The sequence below is a fragment of the Corynebacterium tuberculostearicum genome, from assembly GCF_032821615.1.
In the GTDB taxonomy this organism is placed as follows: domain Bacteria; phylum Actinomycetota; class Actinomycetes; order Mycobacteriales; family Mycobacteriaceae; genus Corynebacterium; species Corynebacterium tuberculostearicum_H.
Genome location: NZ_JAVBIF010000005.1, coordinates 86,029 through 99,967 on the forward strand (window position 1 = coordinate 86,029; position 13,939 = coordinate 99,967).

The following is a 13,939-nucleotide window of genomic DNA, read 5'->3' on the forward strand; positions in this document are numbered from 1 at the left end:
TGCTGCTCCGTGGCCACCCAGCTTGACTATCCCATCCCGCAGCGCCCCAGCACCACCCAGTTGCTCACCGCGTTTAATAGCGCCTCGGTGCGCTGGCCCAGTGCCCTGCGCGCGGGCTTGGCGATTCTCATTCCCGGCGCCATCGCGCTGCTGACCGGCCACGACTACGCCATCCTGCTCATTTCCACCGGCGCGTTCACCGTCATCTTTGGCGAGGGCCACCCTTATCGCACCCGCCCGCGCGTCATGCTCACCGCCGGCACCGCACTCATTACCATCGCGGCCGTGGGCGTGCTGGTAGGCCACCTCATCTTTGCGCCTGGCCACGGCCACTGGTGGCTGCTGCTGGCGGGCCTGTACACCACGGCTTTGGCCGCCGTGTGCGGCTTTGCCCAAAATGCCCTGCGCTTGCCGCCGCCGGGCACCTTCTTCTTGGTCATGGTCGGCGGCGGTTCGGTGATGCTTGCGCGCACCGATGTCACCGTGGGCCAGCTGCTCTTTTGGGCGCTGACCGGCATGGTAGCCAGCCTCGTGCTCGGCATGGCGCCGGCCCTTATTGACGCCCACGGCCCCGAGCGCCGCGCGGTTGCCGCACTCGAAAAGGCCGCGGCCGACTTTAAGGATGACCGCGACGATTCCTTGGCCCGCCACCACCAGGCGCAGACCGCGCTCTTTGCTGCCTGGCAGGCGCTTTCCGACGCCCACATTATCCGCGGCGGCCGCATCATCGACTCCCAAGGCGCCCGCCTAGTGGAGCGCACCCTCGCGGCCCAGCACACCATCGTGGCGCATAACCGCGCCTTGGATTTGGGCGCCGATTCGGATCAGCTCACCGATCATGTCACCGACGTCGATCCGGATCGCACCGCCATCCCGCACACCCGCCCCACCGGCCGCTACCGCTTGTATCGCGCCGCGGTCCGGGATTCGCACGCCATGGTCACGACACAAAAGGTGGTCCTTTCCGCGGCCATTACCGTGCTGGTGGGCCTAACCCTCGGCTTCGACCGCCCGGACTGGGGCGTGGTCTCTGCCTTCCTCATGCTGCAATGGGGACCCGATCACGTGCCGGGCACTGTCCGCGGCATCCACCGCATGCTCGGCTCTGTCGTCGGCGTGCTGCTGTTTTCTATCCTCCATTACTTTGGCATTCAAGGGTGGACGCTCCTGCTCGCGCTGGCCGCGTGCCAATTCTGTGCCGAAATCTTCGTGGCCAAGAACTACGCCATCTGCGTTATCTTCTCCACCCCGCTCGCCCTCCTCATGGGCAACTCCGCCAACCGCCCCCTGTGGCCGACCATCCAGGCCCGCTGCGGCGAAATCATCTTATCCATCCTCATCGCCACCGCGGTGCTATGGCTGTGGCAGCGCAGCGCCCCCGTGCGCAATCAGGCCCGCCTGCAGGTCCGCGCGATGGAGTCCATGGCCACCCTGCTCGGCCTGCTCTTTGTCAATACCCCAGATGCCGTACTGTCCGCCCGCCGCGACCTGCAATACGAGCTGCTCTCGGAGCGCCGCGCCATCCAGTCCCTCGCCGTGGATAACCCCGATGCCGTGCGCCAATTCTGGGCCCGCCACATTGCCGTACAACATGCCGGTTACTTCCTGCTAGATTTCTGCACCACCCACCCGGACCGCACGGCCACCCGCGCGGAGCTTGATTCCCTCGTCCGCGAAATCCGCACCGCACGCGCCGCTTAAAACAGCGGATACTCCTCTATAACTTCGAAGCGTGGGCCACCGCCGCGGCCCTCACCGAGGTGCGATTGCATCAGGCACACCCGGTCCGCGCGAAAATCCGGCCCCCGATACACCGATAAAGCACGCACATAATCCGCCAGCGCCCACAGCTCACGGGTCCGCCGACCAGCGCGCGCGACGGTGAGGTGGGGGCGGTGGTGGCTAAAGGGGACGTCGGCAAGCTGGCACTGCGCCATCAACTCCCGCACACCGCGCGCCTGCCCGCCGACGCCCACCCACAACGTGCGCTGCTCAAAGCTCCCCGCTCCGCTCAGGTGCACATCCAACGCCCCGCGCCCAGCCACCGCGTGAGCTAGGTGCTCGCGCACCGCCGCGGCATCATTGGGCTGATCGCCATAAAAGGCCATGGTCACATGCCAATTATCCGGATCCGTCCAACGCAGCTCATTAGTAGTTGCCGCGTGGATGGGCCGCAGCGTATGCACCAAATGCTCGCGCGCGGCGGCCGAGGGCAATAGCGCAGCAAAGACGCGAATCATGGCCTAGCTGGCATAGACGTTGAGGCGCAGTTCCGCGTCCAGCAGGTGTTCTTCCTCGCGTTCAAAGACGGCGAAGGCATGCAAAATATCCGCAACAGCGGTGGAATTATCATCAAACTCGGGCATGCGATAACTTCTTTCAAACCACAAAGGAGGCACAAGAATCACGCTCGATTCTTCTGCCTCCACATAGTAGCTGACAATGATGTAATTATCCGCCCTTGACCACCGTGACCTGCCAGCCAGCATCCCCCGAGCGATGGAAATCACGAATCTCATGGCCCTCATCGGCCGCCCACTGCGGAATGGATTCGGTGGCCTGGGTGCAGTCGAAGTCAATAACCAGTGCCTCGCCAGTCTCCAGCTCCGCCATGACCTGCTTGGCCTCGATCAACGGGAACGGGCACACCGCGCCAAGGGTATCGAGCGCATAACGCCCGCCGCCCAGCGCGCGGGCCTTGTTCTTGGCCTCAGGCTTGGTCTTGAGCGCTACCGCCCCGGTGGCGGTGGCGAAGCTCGGCAGCACCTTATCCTCGGCGGAGGCCACCTTGTTATCCACGGATTGCTCGGTGGAGTAGGTCTGCGGCTGCTGCGGCTCACCCTTAGGCTTGAGCCACAGGCGCGCGCCCGCACCGACGCCCAGGGCCATAAAGAATAGCGATACCCAGCCCTGGAAGCTAAACAGGGAGGTCTCCACCATGCCATTGCCCACGGTGCAGCCGCCGGCCAGCGACGCGCCTACGCCCATCATGATGCCGCCCCAAATAGCGCGGGTCGCGGTCTGTGCATCTGGCACGCGCACACGGAACTCACCAGCGGACTTGGCGGCGATAAAAGCGCCCACCAGCAGGCCGATACCCAACAGGGTGCCCCAGTTCATGCGCGCGGAATCGCCGGTGGCGGTCCAGCGGACGATGTCCGCGGTCGGCGTTGTGATACCGAGGCCGCCGTTGCGGCCAGCGTTGGCCGAAAGCACAAAGCCCACCGTGCCGATGATGCCCACAGCAACCGCCGCGATATTCATGTTCAGCGGCTTGGCGTACCACGGCTGGCCCAGGTCCACCTTCGGGCGGCCGGCGTCCTTGGCGCGGTAGTGGCGCCACAGCAGGAAGGTCACGACCCACAAGACCGCCACCAGGATCCACGGTGAAATGTGCAGCGCGCCATGGATGGTGGTGACCGGGAGGCTCCACTGCTTGAACCAATCATTGGCGCCAGACAGCGGGCCGGACTTCATGGCCGCGGCCGAAAGCCCATAAAACAGCAGCGCAATCTACGAGCCGACCAAGCCCTCGGCCGAGCGGTACCACGTGCCGGAGGCGCAACCGCCGGACAAGATAATGCCGAGGCCAAAGATGAAGCCGCCCACGATGACGGCTACCGGCTTAAAATCACTAATCTCCGGCGAAAGCACGCCCGTGCCTGTCAACAGAGTCAGGCCAAAGGCATGCACCGAAATCAAAATGAGCAGGGCGGTAAAGCCGCGCCAGGTCTTGTTGAGGAAAATATCGCGCAGCATACCGGTTACGCAGAAGCGCCCGCGCTGCAACACAGCACCGAAGGCGATGCCTGTGAGAAGTCCGGTAATACTCACACTGTCTCCTTGCATCGAGTCAAGGGTTTCAGACTACGCCCTCTAAGACAGAATTGTCTATAATTGACGTACAACCCGGTTTTAAGGTGGCAGATTTCCGCGTTTCCGTCGGCCTTCCCTATGCCACCTCAGGCGCCCCAGCCGCTCCGGGCACAATTAAGGAGAATTAACCTATGGGAATCCCAGACGACGTTGTCCTCGATGGTTATACCCTCATTGAGCAACACGCAATCGACCACGAGTTCCTGCTGCGCGGCTCTCCGCTGGGCACCGAAACTCCCCTCCTATTCGCCCTGACCATTGCGGGCGTACTGCTGGTTGCGGCGAGCTTCTTCCTCCGCGGAGGCAGCCGCGTCGCCGCCGGCTTGGTGGGCGCCATCCTGGCGCTAACCAAGCTGTGGTGGATGCCCTTCGCGCTATGGCAGCAGTTCGATGACGGCCAAGTATTCGGCTACACGCTCAAGTACTTCCCGCAGTACTGGCCGGTGGCGTCCCTTATCGTCGGCGTCATCGCGCTGGTGGGCCTAGCCTCCGCCATTTTCCGCCGGCCTTAGTTGCCCAGGCCAGCCCAGCCGCGACTAGCCGCCGAGCACCGCAATTGCGATGTGTACCCGGTTGGTGCCATCGATCTTGGCCAGGATGTGCTTCATGTGCGTCTTGACCGTGGTCAGGGAGATGAATAGCTGCTCGGCAATCTCGGCGTTGCTCAGTCCTTGGGCCACCAGCTGGGCGATTTCATTTTCGCGCTCGCTCAGCTCGGCCAGCCCGCTGGGCTGAATCATCTCTTGTTCCGGCTGCGGCGGCGTGGCCGCCAGCCCCACCAGGTTTTCTAGCACCTTCGGGCTGAGCTGTTGCTGGCCTTGGGACGCCGCTCTTACCGACGCCACCAGCGCCTCCGGCGCCGTCGTCTTCAACAAAAAGCCCACGGCACCTGCGCGCAGGGCGTGCAGGATGAATTCGTCGGTATCAAAGGCGGTAAGCATCACCACCGGGATATCCCGTGCGCCGGCCAGCGAATGCAGCTGCGCCGTCGCCTCGATGCCGTCCATGACCGGCATGCGAATATCCATCAACACCACGTCCGGCTCCTCGGCCAGGATGAGCTCCACTCCCTCCTTGCCGTTTCCGGCCTCGCCAATGACGCTAATGCCCGGCGCGCCTTCCAAGATCATGCGCAGGCCGTGGCGCAGCAGCGGCTCATCATCGACGAGCACCACACGAATCTCACTCACTGTACTTCCTTCCTGGGCAGGCGCAGAGTCCACGAGAACCTATCGTCCTCATCATTTACCTGCAGCGATCCGCCCACCACACTAGCGCGCTCGCGCATGCCGACGATCCCGTACCCGCCACTGTTCCCACTCCCCTTTTCTTTGGCCTGGGCGGTGGGGTTGGACATGGTGATTAAGAGGGCGTCGGCAAGCGCGGCGATGGTGATGGTGACCGGCTCGCCCGGCGCGTGCTTGCGGGCGTTGGTCAAGCCCTCCTGGACCGCGCGATTGAGCGCGTGGCCAGCCATGGTGCTCAGCTCCTCCAGCGATTGCGGCCCCGCGCCCGCCTGGTAGCGCACTTCCACCTCCATGCCCGCCTGGCGGGAGCGGTCCACCAGCGATTCCACGCCCTCGCGCGGATCGATGCGCCCCTCGCTGCGCAGCGAGTGCAGCGCCTCACGCAGATCCCCCACGGCGGCCTCGGCTTCATCGCGAATCGTGCGCGCGGACTTCCGCGTCTCTTCCGGATCTAGGTCTTTGCGGTAGGCCAACCCGCCGGCGTAGACCGCAATCATGCTCAGCCGATGCGAGAGTGTATCGTGCATATCCCGCGCGATCCGGTCGCGCTCTTCCTGCCGCGCAAAATTCTCCCGCGTGGCCATTTCCTCGTGCGTGAGCTCCGCCTGCGCCTGCAGCGCAATCGTGCGCTCTTTTTGGTTCGAACGAACCAACCCGACTACTAGAACGACTACTGCTGGGAGGATGTAGCTAGAGAAAAATCCCAGCTTCCCGGGAGCACTAAGCCCTTCGCTTCGAGATAGATCGAGAGTGACCAGCTTCGAGGCCACCATGGCCGCACATACCGTCGCCATCCACAACCGGCTGCGGCGCGAGGCCACAGAAAACGCCGCCATCATTACCGAAGGCCGAAACTCGGCAATCGAAACCGTCGCCGAAATGACCGTCGCCGCTACCAACGCACTGCGCGGACCGGGCTGTGCGCTGCGCGGGTCACGCTCCCGCGCGGCATGCCGGAGAGCAAAGGGCAATAAGATCCACGTGCCGATCATCGCCGCGGAAAAAATAAACAGCCGTCCGGACGAGCCATCGGTCTCGCTGAACCGGACGGAAAAGACGGCAAAATCGCCTATCACTGCCACCGCCGCAATGATGAGCTTCTGCCACATCGGGCGCTGGAGCATCTCGTCGGATTTTCGGAACAACTTCATAACGCGCACCAGTCTAAGCCGACCCACCGCCAGCGCGGTATCCCTCGCAGGGAGGATTCTCCAGCCTTAGCCGCGGGCCTCTAAGACCATAATGGCGATGTGCACACGGCTGGTACCGCCGATCTTTTTCAAAATATGCTGCATATGCGATTTCACCGTCGCCATGGACACCACCAGTTGGTCGGCGATGTCTTGATTATTCAAGCCCTGGGCCACCAGCTCGGCGATTTCGCGCTCGCGGGAGCTAAGCCTACCTAGGTGGTTGCGGGCGGTGCGGGTGTGGTGCGAATGGGCGTCGTCAAGCGCGGGGCCTTGCATGCCTACCAGCTTGTCGACGACCTGCGGGCTCAACAGCGGTTGCCCCGCCGCGGCCGCGCGCACGGCCGCCATGAGCGATTCCGGCGGCGTCGACTTGAGCAAGAACCCGGCCGCCCCGGCGCGCAGGGCCCGCAGGATAAAGGAATCGGTATCGAAGGCCGTAAGCATGATGATCGGCACTGTGTGGACCGACAAGATCTTCTCCACGGCCGCGATGCCATCCATGACCGGCATGCGAATATCCATTAACACCACATCGGGCTGCGCATCGAGGACGGTAGCCACCGCGTCTCGGCCATTGCTCGCCTCGGCCACGACCTCGATATCGGGCGCGTTGGATAGCAGCAGGCGCAGGCCGCTGCGGACTAGAGCCTCGTCATCAACGAGCACTACGCGCAGGGCAACGGCCATCATGCTCCCTTTCCTACTGGTTGATTCCACCGCGCCCGCCAAAACTTCGACGCAACGGGCGTATACGCCACTGTAAATGCCATAAAAATTGCCAGTACTACCGGCACTATATTGGCGTGGCCCACCACTACGCCGTTGAGGAACGAGGGCACGAGAATATCGTTTAGCTTTTCGAAGAATTTGGGGAAAAATTCGATGACTAGCGTGGCCGCAATGAATGTCAGCGCAGCCTGCAGGAGCACCGTCCATAAGTTCACCCGATGCAGGCGCTTATCGACGTCCACCTTCCCCACCGCCGCAAACATCACCCTCGCGCCTTGCCCGCGAAACTCCGGCACGACGTAACCGCGGCGCTCCACCAGCTCGATGCGGTCTGTGTCTTCGGGCGCGTTATCGTCGCTGTGCCCACGCAGGAATTCCAGGCTATAGGCCGAGTCATCGGTATCGGTATAGCTGAGCTTGCGCGAAGTTCCGTCAACGGTGGAGGTAAAAAGACTGCGCTTAAAGTCTAAGTACTTTCCCGTCCACCCCTCACTGGCCGTGGTTTCTTCTAGGTCAATGCGCATGAGCCCGTAATCGGGATGGCGCAGTTGCCAGCTCATTTCGCTCATTGCGTGGCCTCCTGGCGCGCTAGCGGTAGACGGATACTCCATCCAAACTCCTCATCTTCTTTACCGACGTGGACATTCATGCGTCCACCGGATAGCTCCACGCGCTCGCGCAGGCCCACCAGCCCATAGCCGCCGATGCTGCTACCTGCGCAATCATCGGTCTTAGCTACCGGGAGCGGGTTCCACATCTCGATGTCTACCGCGCCGCTCGTCTCGCGCACCGTGATGCTTACCGGCTGGCCGGGCGCGTGCTTGCGTGCGTTCGTCAGACCCTCCTGTACTGCGCGGTGTACGGCGTGCTGCGCCATCGTCGACAACCCGGCAAAAACGTCCGGGCCGGTACCGTCCGCGTAGGTCACCGTCACCTCCGTGCCGGCCTCGCGCGCGGCAGCGACCATCTCCTCTAGACCAGTGCGTGGGTCCTGGGAAAGATCTTCGCGCAAGGCGCTTAGGACGGTGCGCAAATCCTCGACCGCGTTCTGGGCCTCCGTGCGGATGGTGCGCGCTGCGTCGGTAAACTCCTCCGGCACGCCCTCGCGCGGATAGCTCAGCGCACCCGCATGAATAGCCACAAGGCTCAACCGATGCGAGAGCGAATCGTGCATATCCCTTGCGATGCTCTCGCGTTCCTCTCGCCTTGCATGCTCCACCTTGGCGCGCATCTCTTCCCGGTTCATCCGGGCTTGCTGCTCCACGCGCCACCGCTTTTCGCGCAGATTGGCGCGCTTTTGGCCCACCAATAACCCCGCGACCATCACTACCACGACGAAGATGACACCTACCCACCCGATCTCGTCCCAGCCCATATAGGGGTTGAAGATGGTATCAATCGCAAATGCCGCCACGAAGCACGCCACTGCGGCCACCGAGCGCGAGGTTGAGCGCCGCGAGACCATGGAAATAAAAGCCACGACGCCACTAGCCGCACCAAAATAGGAACTCGACCCCAGCAGCACGATACAGCCCGCGATGAAGCTACGGGTGGAGCCGGCATAGTCGACGTCGGAAAGCTCACGCGGCTGGTGCTCTAACGCAAAAGGAAGAGCAATAATCGTCACTACGCCCACCGCAAAACCGGTGCAGATATAGGGCCCGTACTCCTCAAATGTCGGCGAGTACTCCTCAATATCGAGGTTCATCAGCACCATGCCGACGAGCCAATTCGCCACCGCGCAGGCGGCAACAATGCCCGCCGTACTCCACTTCGTTCTGACCATGGCCCCAAGCTTAAGCCCGCGGCCATAGTCCCTAGGGATGATTTATTTCTGCACCCCGGCCGCATCGCGCATGGCCTTCGTCTGCGCGGACGGATGCTCGTTCTCGGTAGCCAGGCGCTCAAACGCCACGGCCGCCAGCGCCGCGGACTGCATGCCGAGTACGGAATCATCAAAGCGCATCATCGGCGAGTGATTCCACTCGCGCTGATTTTCGGGCTTTTCCGGATTGGCCGTGCCCATCCACATAAACGTGCCCGGCACCTGGGAGAGGACGTAGCCGAAGTCCTCGGAGGCCATCATCGGGGCGTCGAAAGGCTGGACGTTCTCGGCGCCAAACATCTGGCCCCACAAGGTGGCGGCGAATTGGTTCTCGCGCGCATTGGTCTTGGTGGTCGGGTACAAAATCTCGAAATCCACCTGCGCGGTGCAGCGGTGCGAGGCAGCGACGGAGCTGGAGACCTCCGTAATCATCTGCCGCACGGCGTCGATCTTCTCATCGCGCAGCACGCGCACCGTAGCGCCCAAGGCCGCGCGCTCCGGGATGGCGTTATAGGCGCCGTCGCCCGCCCACAGGTTGGTCACGGTAATCACGATGGGCTCCAGCGCATCAAAACGGCGGGTCAGCGCGGTCTGCAGAGACATCTGAATCTCCGCCAGCGCCGCCACCGGGTCGATGGCATCGTGCGGGCGGGAACCGTGCCCGCCCTTGCCCAACACCGTGATGGTCAGGTTGGAGGAGCTGGCCATCATCGGGCCTGGCACATAGTGGAAGGTGCCGCGATCCTGCGGGCCGACGTGCAGGCCGTAGGCGGCAATGGGGCGTCGGCCAGCGGCGTCGAGCACGCCCTCCTCAATCATCGGCAGCGCGCCGCCCGGGCCTTCCTCGCCGGGCTGGAACATGAAGGTGACATCGCCGTGCAACTCCTCGCGGTGCTCGCACAGAATCCGCGCCGCGCCCACCAGGCCGGCGGTGTGCAAGTCGTGGCCGCAGGCGTGCATGTACCCATTCGTCGACGCGAACGGGCTGCCGGTCTGCTCGCGCACCTCCAAGGCGTCCATGTCCGCGCGCAAAAGCACCGACACCGGCCGCTCGCCGCGCTGGCCGCCGCGCAGCACAGCCACCACCGAGCTCAAATCCTGGCCCACGTGAATCTCCAGCGGCAGGCCTTCGAGCGCTTCCAAGACCTTCTTCTGCGTGCGCGGCAAATCCAAGCCGATTTCCGGATTGCGGTGCAGGTCGCGGCGGAAGTTCTGCAGCTCCTCGAGCATCTCCTCGCCCATTTCCTGGAAGACCTCGGTGGCTACCCGCTCACCAATGCGCGCCCGCGTCACCGGCAGGGGCGGCAGCTGCTGGGCCTGGCGCGGGGCGGCCAGGCGGCCGGGGTTGGTGGGGCGAATTCGCTTGGTCGGGTCAGTCATGGGGAGCTCCTTTTCTCGCTTTCCTATTCGAGGGTACCGCAGGTTATCCACAGGGCGCCCGGCGGGTTCGGGGTTGGTGTGACGGGTGGGGCGAGTTATCCACAGGCGGGCGCGGGTGGGCTACCGCGGGCTTGCGGGGTGCCTTAGGCTCACCGGCATGACCCGCTTGCAGGACTACGCCCGCCAACTTGCCTCGCCGATGGAGCTTCTCGGCGAGGTCTCTGGCGCGCGCGAGGCCGACCTGCGGCGGCTGGGGCTTCCTCGGCAGGAGGCCCGGAGCCTGCTTGCGCTTGCCGACGTCTACTTTGGCCCCACCCCCTTCACCCGCCGGCAGCGCTCGTGCCGGGCGACCAAGCATTGCTTGGCGACGTTGAAGATCATCGAAAAGTACGTCTCGCGCACGAAATCCAAGCGGGATGCGTGGGCGCTGCGCGCTGAACTATGCGCGACCGACCAAGACGTGGAGCGGCTCGCGCGCACGCGATTGAAGGAGATGTATCCGCCGCGGCAGCCGGAGAAAGGCGTGCGAATGACGCGGCGCAAGGGCGGCCCGTCGACGCTCTCGATTACCGGCGATTCCGATTTCATTGCTGACCTGCACGCCAGCATCAATGAGGAAAAGCCGCTTGATTCCGTAGAGAATATCTTCTTCCGCGGTGGGGCTACGGCGCGGCCTACTGCCACGACGAATATCATCATCCAGCTCGATGAATTGGATGAAATCTTAAGCGGTGGAGGCGAGGAAATCACGCTGCGGCTGACCAATGGTGCCGAAATCAGCGGCGCGAAGCTGGTGGAAAAGCGCTTGGCCGAATGCGGGCTCGTCACCCTCGTTCATCCTTATGAGGGAGCGGTAAACCTGTATCGCACCTCGCGGCATGCCTCGGAAAAGCAGCGGCTGATGGCGGGCGCGGAAAACCCCACCTGCCCGTGGGCCGAGTGCAACTATCCGGCGGATAAGTGCCAAATCCACCACCTGCAGGCGTGGAAACACGGCGGCGAGACCAATATGGCGAACCTCAGCGTGGCGTGCCCGTATCACAACGGCGTCAACGACGACGATCCGCACGCGCCGCCGGTGCGCGGCCGGCTTGAGCGGCGGCAGGGCCGAATAGTCTGGGTCCCGCCCTGGGCCAATTCCAGCTGAGCGCCCTGCCTCGCTATTTACGAACGAGCCTCACAACGCAGCTCACCCTGCACAGTTTCGCATATGCTGCAGGGCAGCGAAGCTTGCCTAGGCTTGGATGCCTAGGCTTGGAGGAGCGAGCGGCCGAAGAAGTCGGAGTCGTCAGCAACGCCGGGCAAAGCATAGAAATAGCCGCCGCCGTAGGGGCGGATATAGTCCGCGAGCGGTTCGCCCTCAAGGCGTTTTTGCACCGTGATGAACTGACGCTCCAAGTCCTGCTGGAAACAGATAAAGACCAAGCCGACATCGAGGGTGCCGTTGTCGCGCACTCCGTTGTCATAATTATAAGCGCGACGCAACATGAGCTGGTCGGAGGTTTCTGGCGTGCGCGGATTGGCGAGGCGAATATGCGCATCGGTGGGGATGACGTCACCGGTGGCGTCGTCGAGGTAGTTCGGCTCAGCGTGCTCGTCACCGCCGGAAAGTGGGCCGCCGGTAGCACGGTCGCGGCCGAAGATTTGCTCCTGCTCGGCAATGGAGATGCGATCCCAGAATTCGGTATACATAGCAATCAGGCGAACCACCATATAACTGCCGCCGGCGGCCCAATCTGGCTCGTCCGCGCCGGCCCACACCAGCTTGTCTTGATCCTTTTCGGCCGGATTGACGATGCCATCTTTGAACCCAAGATGATTTCTTTGGGTGCCAGAAGGCCGTGGCTCGTTCATGTAGCCGTTTTGGCGCCAGCGCACGGCGACGTCGCCGCGGGTGTGCCGAAGGATATCGCGCAACGCGTGAATGACGGTATCGTGCTGATCGGCGCAAATCTGCAAGGCGAGGTCGCCGTGGCACAGCTCGTCCTTCAAGGTGTCATCAGCGAAAGCCTGCATAGAGCTCAGGTGGACAGGCTTGTGGGGTTTTAGGCCAAAGCGGTCGTCGAAAAGCGAATCGCCCACGGCAAGGGTTATGGAAAGGCTATCGGTAGGAAGCTTTGGACCCAGCTCGCCGGAATCGCCGGCAGGATAGGCTATACCATCGGCTGCGGTGGCTCCGCCGGTGGTAAGAACGCGGGCGCGCTCGGTGATGGTACGAAACAGCTCTTCCAGGCGCGATTTTCCTGTGAACTGTACGTCGAGAGCGACAACCTCAGAATACTTTTGGGCCGGGTTGACAATACCCTGCTGGTGCTCGCCATGGAAAGGAAGATCGAGCGGGTCATCCGCATCGGTGCGCGGCGAAGACACAGCGGGGTCGGACGAAGAATCCTTGCCATGCTTTGAGGAACCGAAGGAGGAACCAGCAAAGCTTGACTGCCCGTTGGCGGCCGCGGCTGGGCCGGTTAGCGCAGCGGTTGCAGCAAGGCCAGAGAGAAAGGAGCGGCGGGAAAAATTAAACGGGCAGGGCACTAATCCATCCTTCTAATAACGGTCATCGTGGCGACAGGGGCAAGCAACTCATTAGCACGGGCAACGGCCGACTGCAGGCGCATCCGATCCTTTTGCGACCACTTGTCAAAAGCGGTGTCATACTTTTCATCGAATTCACCGGCGATCTTGTCGAGTTCATCGAGCTGGTCATAGATTGGCGCGGTATCCAACCCGCGGCCCTCAACGAGGGAGCGGACGGCATCCAGCGTCAGCCGAGTGGAGGTAACATTGCCGCGCAGCGCGGTGGGCAGGGCATGAGCGCCGAAGTCACGCTCCCCACGCATGTCGAAACGCTCGAATTCCTCCATCACCTCGTGGGTGCGCAGGCCGTAATCGGGCGCGGGAATAGCGAAGTGGGAGGTCTCGAGGGCGCGGGCGGTTTTATCGACGGCGTCGGCAAGCGCGCGGGCGGGCTTGGCCGCATCCTTGACAGGGCGCTTGGACCACAGCAGCTTTTCAACCTCCGCGTACCCCTCTAAGTCCGGCCCAGGCCACATTTCGCTGGAATCGTCGAAGGAGCGGTAGGTCTCGAGGTAATCGAGGTAAGCTGCTCGGGCGGTCGGACGGTTTTTAGAGGTGGCATCGGCAAGAGCGTGAGCCTTTTTCTGCAGCTCAGGAACGCGCTTTTTCTGCTCCGCTGCCTGCTGGATAGCAACGGCTGCGACCTCGCGGTCAGTAATAGGTACCATCTTGGGGGCTTCGGTGATGGTGGAACCGGTGACCGTGAAATCATCAGACTTCACGGCCGAGTCATTGTGGAAGACACAGGTGAGGTGGTAGGTGCCGTCTTGCAGCTTCGGGGCCCACGCGCGCTTGGCTGGAGTACCCACGCGCTCTAGAACTTGGTAGGCATTGCCTGCATCGTCTGCAACGTAGACGGTAAGCGCCAGTCCAGAGGTGTTATAGACCTTCCACTCCGCTTGCCTCTGGACCTTGTCGGGCGTAGGGCACGAATACACGTCGCGCACATTTAGCTGCGGTTCTTTCGGCTTCGCGCTTTTGCTTGTCGACGGCGCCACCGACTGCGAGTCCCGGGAGCTGGAGCCGAAGGAGCTTAGGGAGCTTTGGGCTACAGCATGTGGGGATACGGCCGCGATGGCAAGCACCGCGGCGGTAGCGATGTGGAAGGTCTTCAT

General features: G+C 62.9%; 13 protein-coding genes and 1 pseudogene. 3 read left to right on the forward strand and 11 right to left on the reverse strand.

The genetic code is table 11. The features are described from left to right. Window positions 1-9 precede the first annotated feature (9 nt). Entirely contained in the window at window positions 10-1,701 is a 1,692-nt protein-coding gene (locus RAE09_RS05725; protein WP_316981182.1) for an FUSC family protein, read from the forward strand. On the opposite strand, the gene thpR is transcribed toward RAE09_RS05725, so the two are convergent. From thpR to RAE09_RS05740, 3 genes and pseudogenes are all read right to left on the reverse strand, one after another. Beyond that, window positions 1,698-2,240: an RNA 2',3'-cyclic phosphodiesterase gene (thpR, locus tag RAE09_RS05730; protein WP_316981183.1), complete on the reverse strand. Its 543-nt coding sequence runs from the start codon at window positions 2,238-2,240 to the stop codon at window positions 1,698-1,700. The genes RAE09_RS05725 and thpR overlap by 4 nt on opposite strands. 3 nt (window positions 2,241-2,243) lie before the next feature. Next, window positions 2,244-2,366 carry a hypothetical protein gene (locus tag RAE09_RS05735; RefSeq protein WP_255342548.1) on the reverse strand — a complete coding sequence of 41 codons (123 nt, stop codon included), beginning with the start codon at window positions 2,364-2,366 and terminating at the stop codon, window positions 2,244-2,246. A gap of 85 nt (window positions 2,367-2,451) precedes the next feature. Continuing rightward, window positions 2,452-3,834 (reverse strand): annotated as a pseudogene (locus RAE09_RS05740) (YeeE/YedE thiosulfate transporter family protein). A 173-nt stretch (window positions 3,835-4,007) separates the two neighbouring features. Between RAE09_RS05740 and RAE09_RS05745 the strand changes: the two are divergent. After that, window positions 4,008-4,388: a hypothetical protein gene (locus tag RAE09_RS05745; RefSeq protein WP_023020971.1), complete on the forward strand. Its 381-nt coding sequence runs from the start codon at window positions 4,008-4,010 to the stop codon at window positions 4,386-4,388. A 24-nt stretch (window positions 4,389-4,412) separates the two neighbouring features. On the opposite strand, the gene RAE09_RS05750 is transcribed toward RAE09_RS05745, so the two are convergent. From RAE09_RS05750 to RAE09_RS05775, 6 genes are all read right to left on the reverse strand, one after another. Then, window positions 4,413-5,066 carry a response regulator gene (locus RAE09_RS05750; RefSeq protein ID WP_023020970.1) on the reverse strand — a complete coding sequence of 218 codons (654 nt, stop codon included), beginning with the start codon at window positions 5,064-5,066 and terminating at the stop codon, window positions 4,413-4,415. Beyond that, window positions 5,063-6,274: a sensor histidine kinase gene (locus tag RAE09_RS05755; protein ID WP_316981184.1), complete on the reverse strand. Its 1,212-nt coding sequence runs from the start codon at window positions 6,272-6,274 to the stop codon at window positions 5,063-5,065. Before RAE09_RS05755 ends, RAE09_RS05750 begins: the two co-directional genes overlap by 4 nt. A 66-nt stretch (window positions 6,275-6,340) precedes the next feature. Continuing rightward, window positions 6,341-7,006 carry a response regulator transcription factor gene (locus RAE09_RS05760; RefSeq protein WP_316981185.1) on the reverse strand — a complete coding sequence of 222 codons (666 nt, stop codon included), beginning with the start codon at window positions 7,004-7,006 and terminating at the stop codon, window positions 6,341-6,343. Beyond that, window positions 7,003-7,614: a hypothetical protein gene (locus RAE09_RS05765; RefSeq protein WP_316981186.1), complete on the reverse strand. Its 612-nt coding sequence runs from the start codon at window positions 7,612-7,614 to the stop codon at window positions 7,003-7,005. Before RAE09_RS05765 ends, RAE09_RS05760 begins: the two co-directional genes overlap by 4 nt. After that, a complete protein-coding gene (locus tag RAE09_RS05770) occupies window positions 7,611-8,831 on the reverse strand; it encodes a sensor histidine kinase (protein WP_316981187.1) in 1,221 nt (406 codons plus the stop codon). Before RAE09_RS05770 ends, RAE09_RS05765 begins: the two co-directional genes overlap by 4 nt. A 42-nt stretch (window positions 8,832-8,873) precedes the next feature. Next, window positions 8,874-10,250: a M20 metallopeptidase family protein gene (locus RAE09_RS05775; RefSeq protein WP_316981188.1), complete on the reverse strand. Its 1,377-nt coding sequence runs from the start codon at window positions 10,248-10,250 to the stop codon at window positions 8,874-8,876. A 157-nt stretch (window positions 10,251-10,407) separates the two neighbouring features. Here RAE09_RS05775 and RAE09_RS05780 point away from each other — a divergent pair, with 157 nt between their 5' ends. Further along, window positions 10,408-11,397 carry an HNH endonuclease signature motif containing protein gene (locus RAE09_RS05780; RefSeq protein ID WP_316981189.1) on the forward strand — a complete coding sequence of 330 codons (990 nt, stop codon included), beginning with the start codon at window positions 10,408-10,410 and terminating at the stop codon, window positions 11,395-11,397. Window positions 11,398-11,498: 101 nt separating this feature from the next. Here the strand turns inward: RAE09_RS05780 and efeB are convergent, their stop codons facing one another. Then, the gene (gene efeB / locus RAE09_RS05785; RefSeq protein ID WP_005329266.1) at window positions 11,499-12,782 is read right to left on the reverse strand and encodes an iron uptake transporter deferrochelatase/peroxidase subunit; all 1,284 of its coding nucleotides are present in this window, start codon (window positions 12,780-12,782) and stop codon (window positions 11,499-11,501) included. Further along, window positions 12,782-13,939, reverse strand: coding sequence for an EfeM/EfeO family lipoprotein (locus RAE09_RS05790; protein WP_005324121.1), 1,158 nt, complete (start codon window positions 13,937-13,939; stop codon window positions 12,782-12,784). Before RAE09_RS05790 ends, efeB begins: the two co-directional genes overlap by 1 nt.

Bases quoted from the DNA above. Each gene is read 5' to 3' on its own strand.
- thpR (WP_316981183.1), bottom strand. From the start codon at position 2,240: ATGATTCGCGTCTTTGCTGCGCTATTGCCCTCGGCCGCCGCGCGCGAG.
- RAE09_RS05735 (WP_255342548.1), bottom strand. From the start codon at position 2,366: ATGCCCGAGTTTGATGATAATTCCACCGCTGTTGCGGATATTTTGCAT.
- RAE09_RS05745 (WP_023020971.1), top strand. From the start codon at position 4,008: ATGGGAATCCCAGACGACGTTGTCCTCGATGGTTATACCCTCATTGAG.
- RAE09_RS05755 (WP_316981184.1), bottom strand. From the start codon at position 6,274: ATGAAGTTGTTCCGAAAATCCGACGAGATGCTCCAGCGCCCGATGTGG.
- RAE09_RS05760 (WP_316981185.1), bottom strand. From the start codon at position 7,006: ATGATGGCCGTTGCCCTGCGCGTAGTGCTCGTTGATGACGAGGCTCTA.
- RAE09_RS05765 (WP_316981186.1), bottom strand. From the start codon at position 7,614: ATGAGCGAAATGAGCTGGCAACTGCGCCATCCCGATTACGGGCTCATG.
- RAE09_RS05770 (WP_316981187.1), bottom strand. From the start codon at position 8,831: ATGGTCAGAACGAAGTGGAGTACGGCGGGCATTGTTGCCGCCTGCGCG.
- RAE09_RS05775 (WP_316981188.1), bottom strand. From the start codon at position 10,250: ATGACTGACCCGACCAAGCGAATTCGCCCCACCAACCCCGGCCGCCTG.
- RAE09_RS05780 (WP_316981189.1), top strand. From the start codon at position 10,408: ATGACCCGCTTGCAGGACTACGCCCGCCAACTTGCCTCGCCGATGGAG.
- RAE09_RS05790 (WP_005324121.1), bottom strand. From the start codon at position 13,939: ATGAAGACCTTCCACATCGCTACCGCCGCGGTGCTTGCCATCGCGGCC.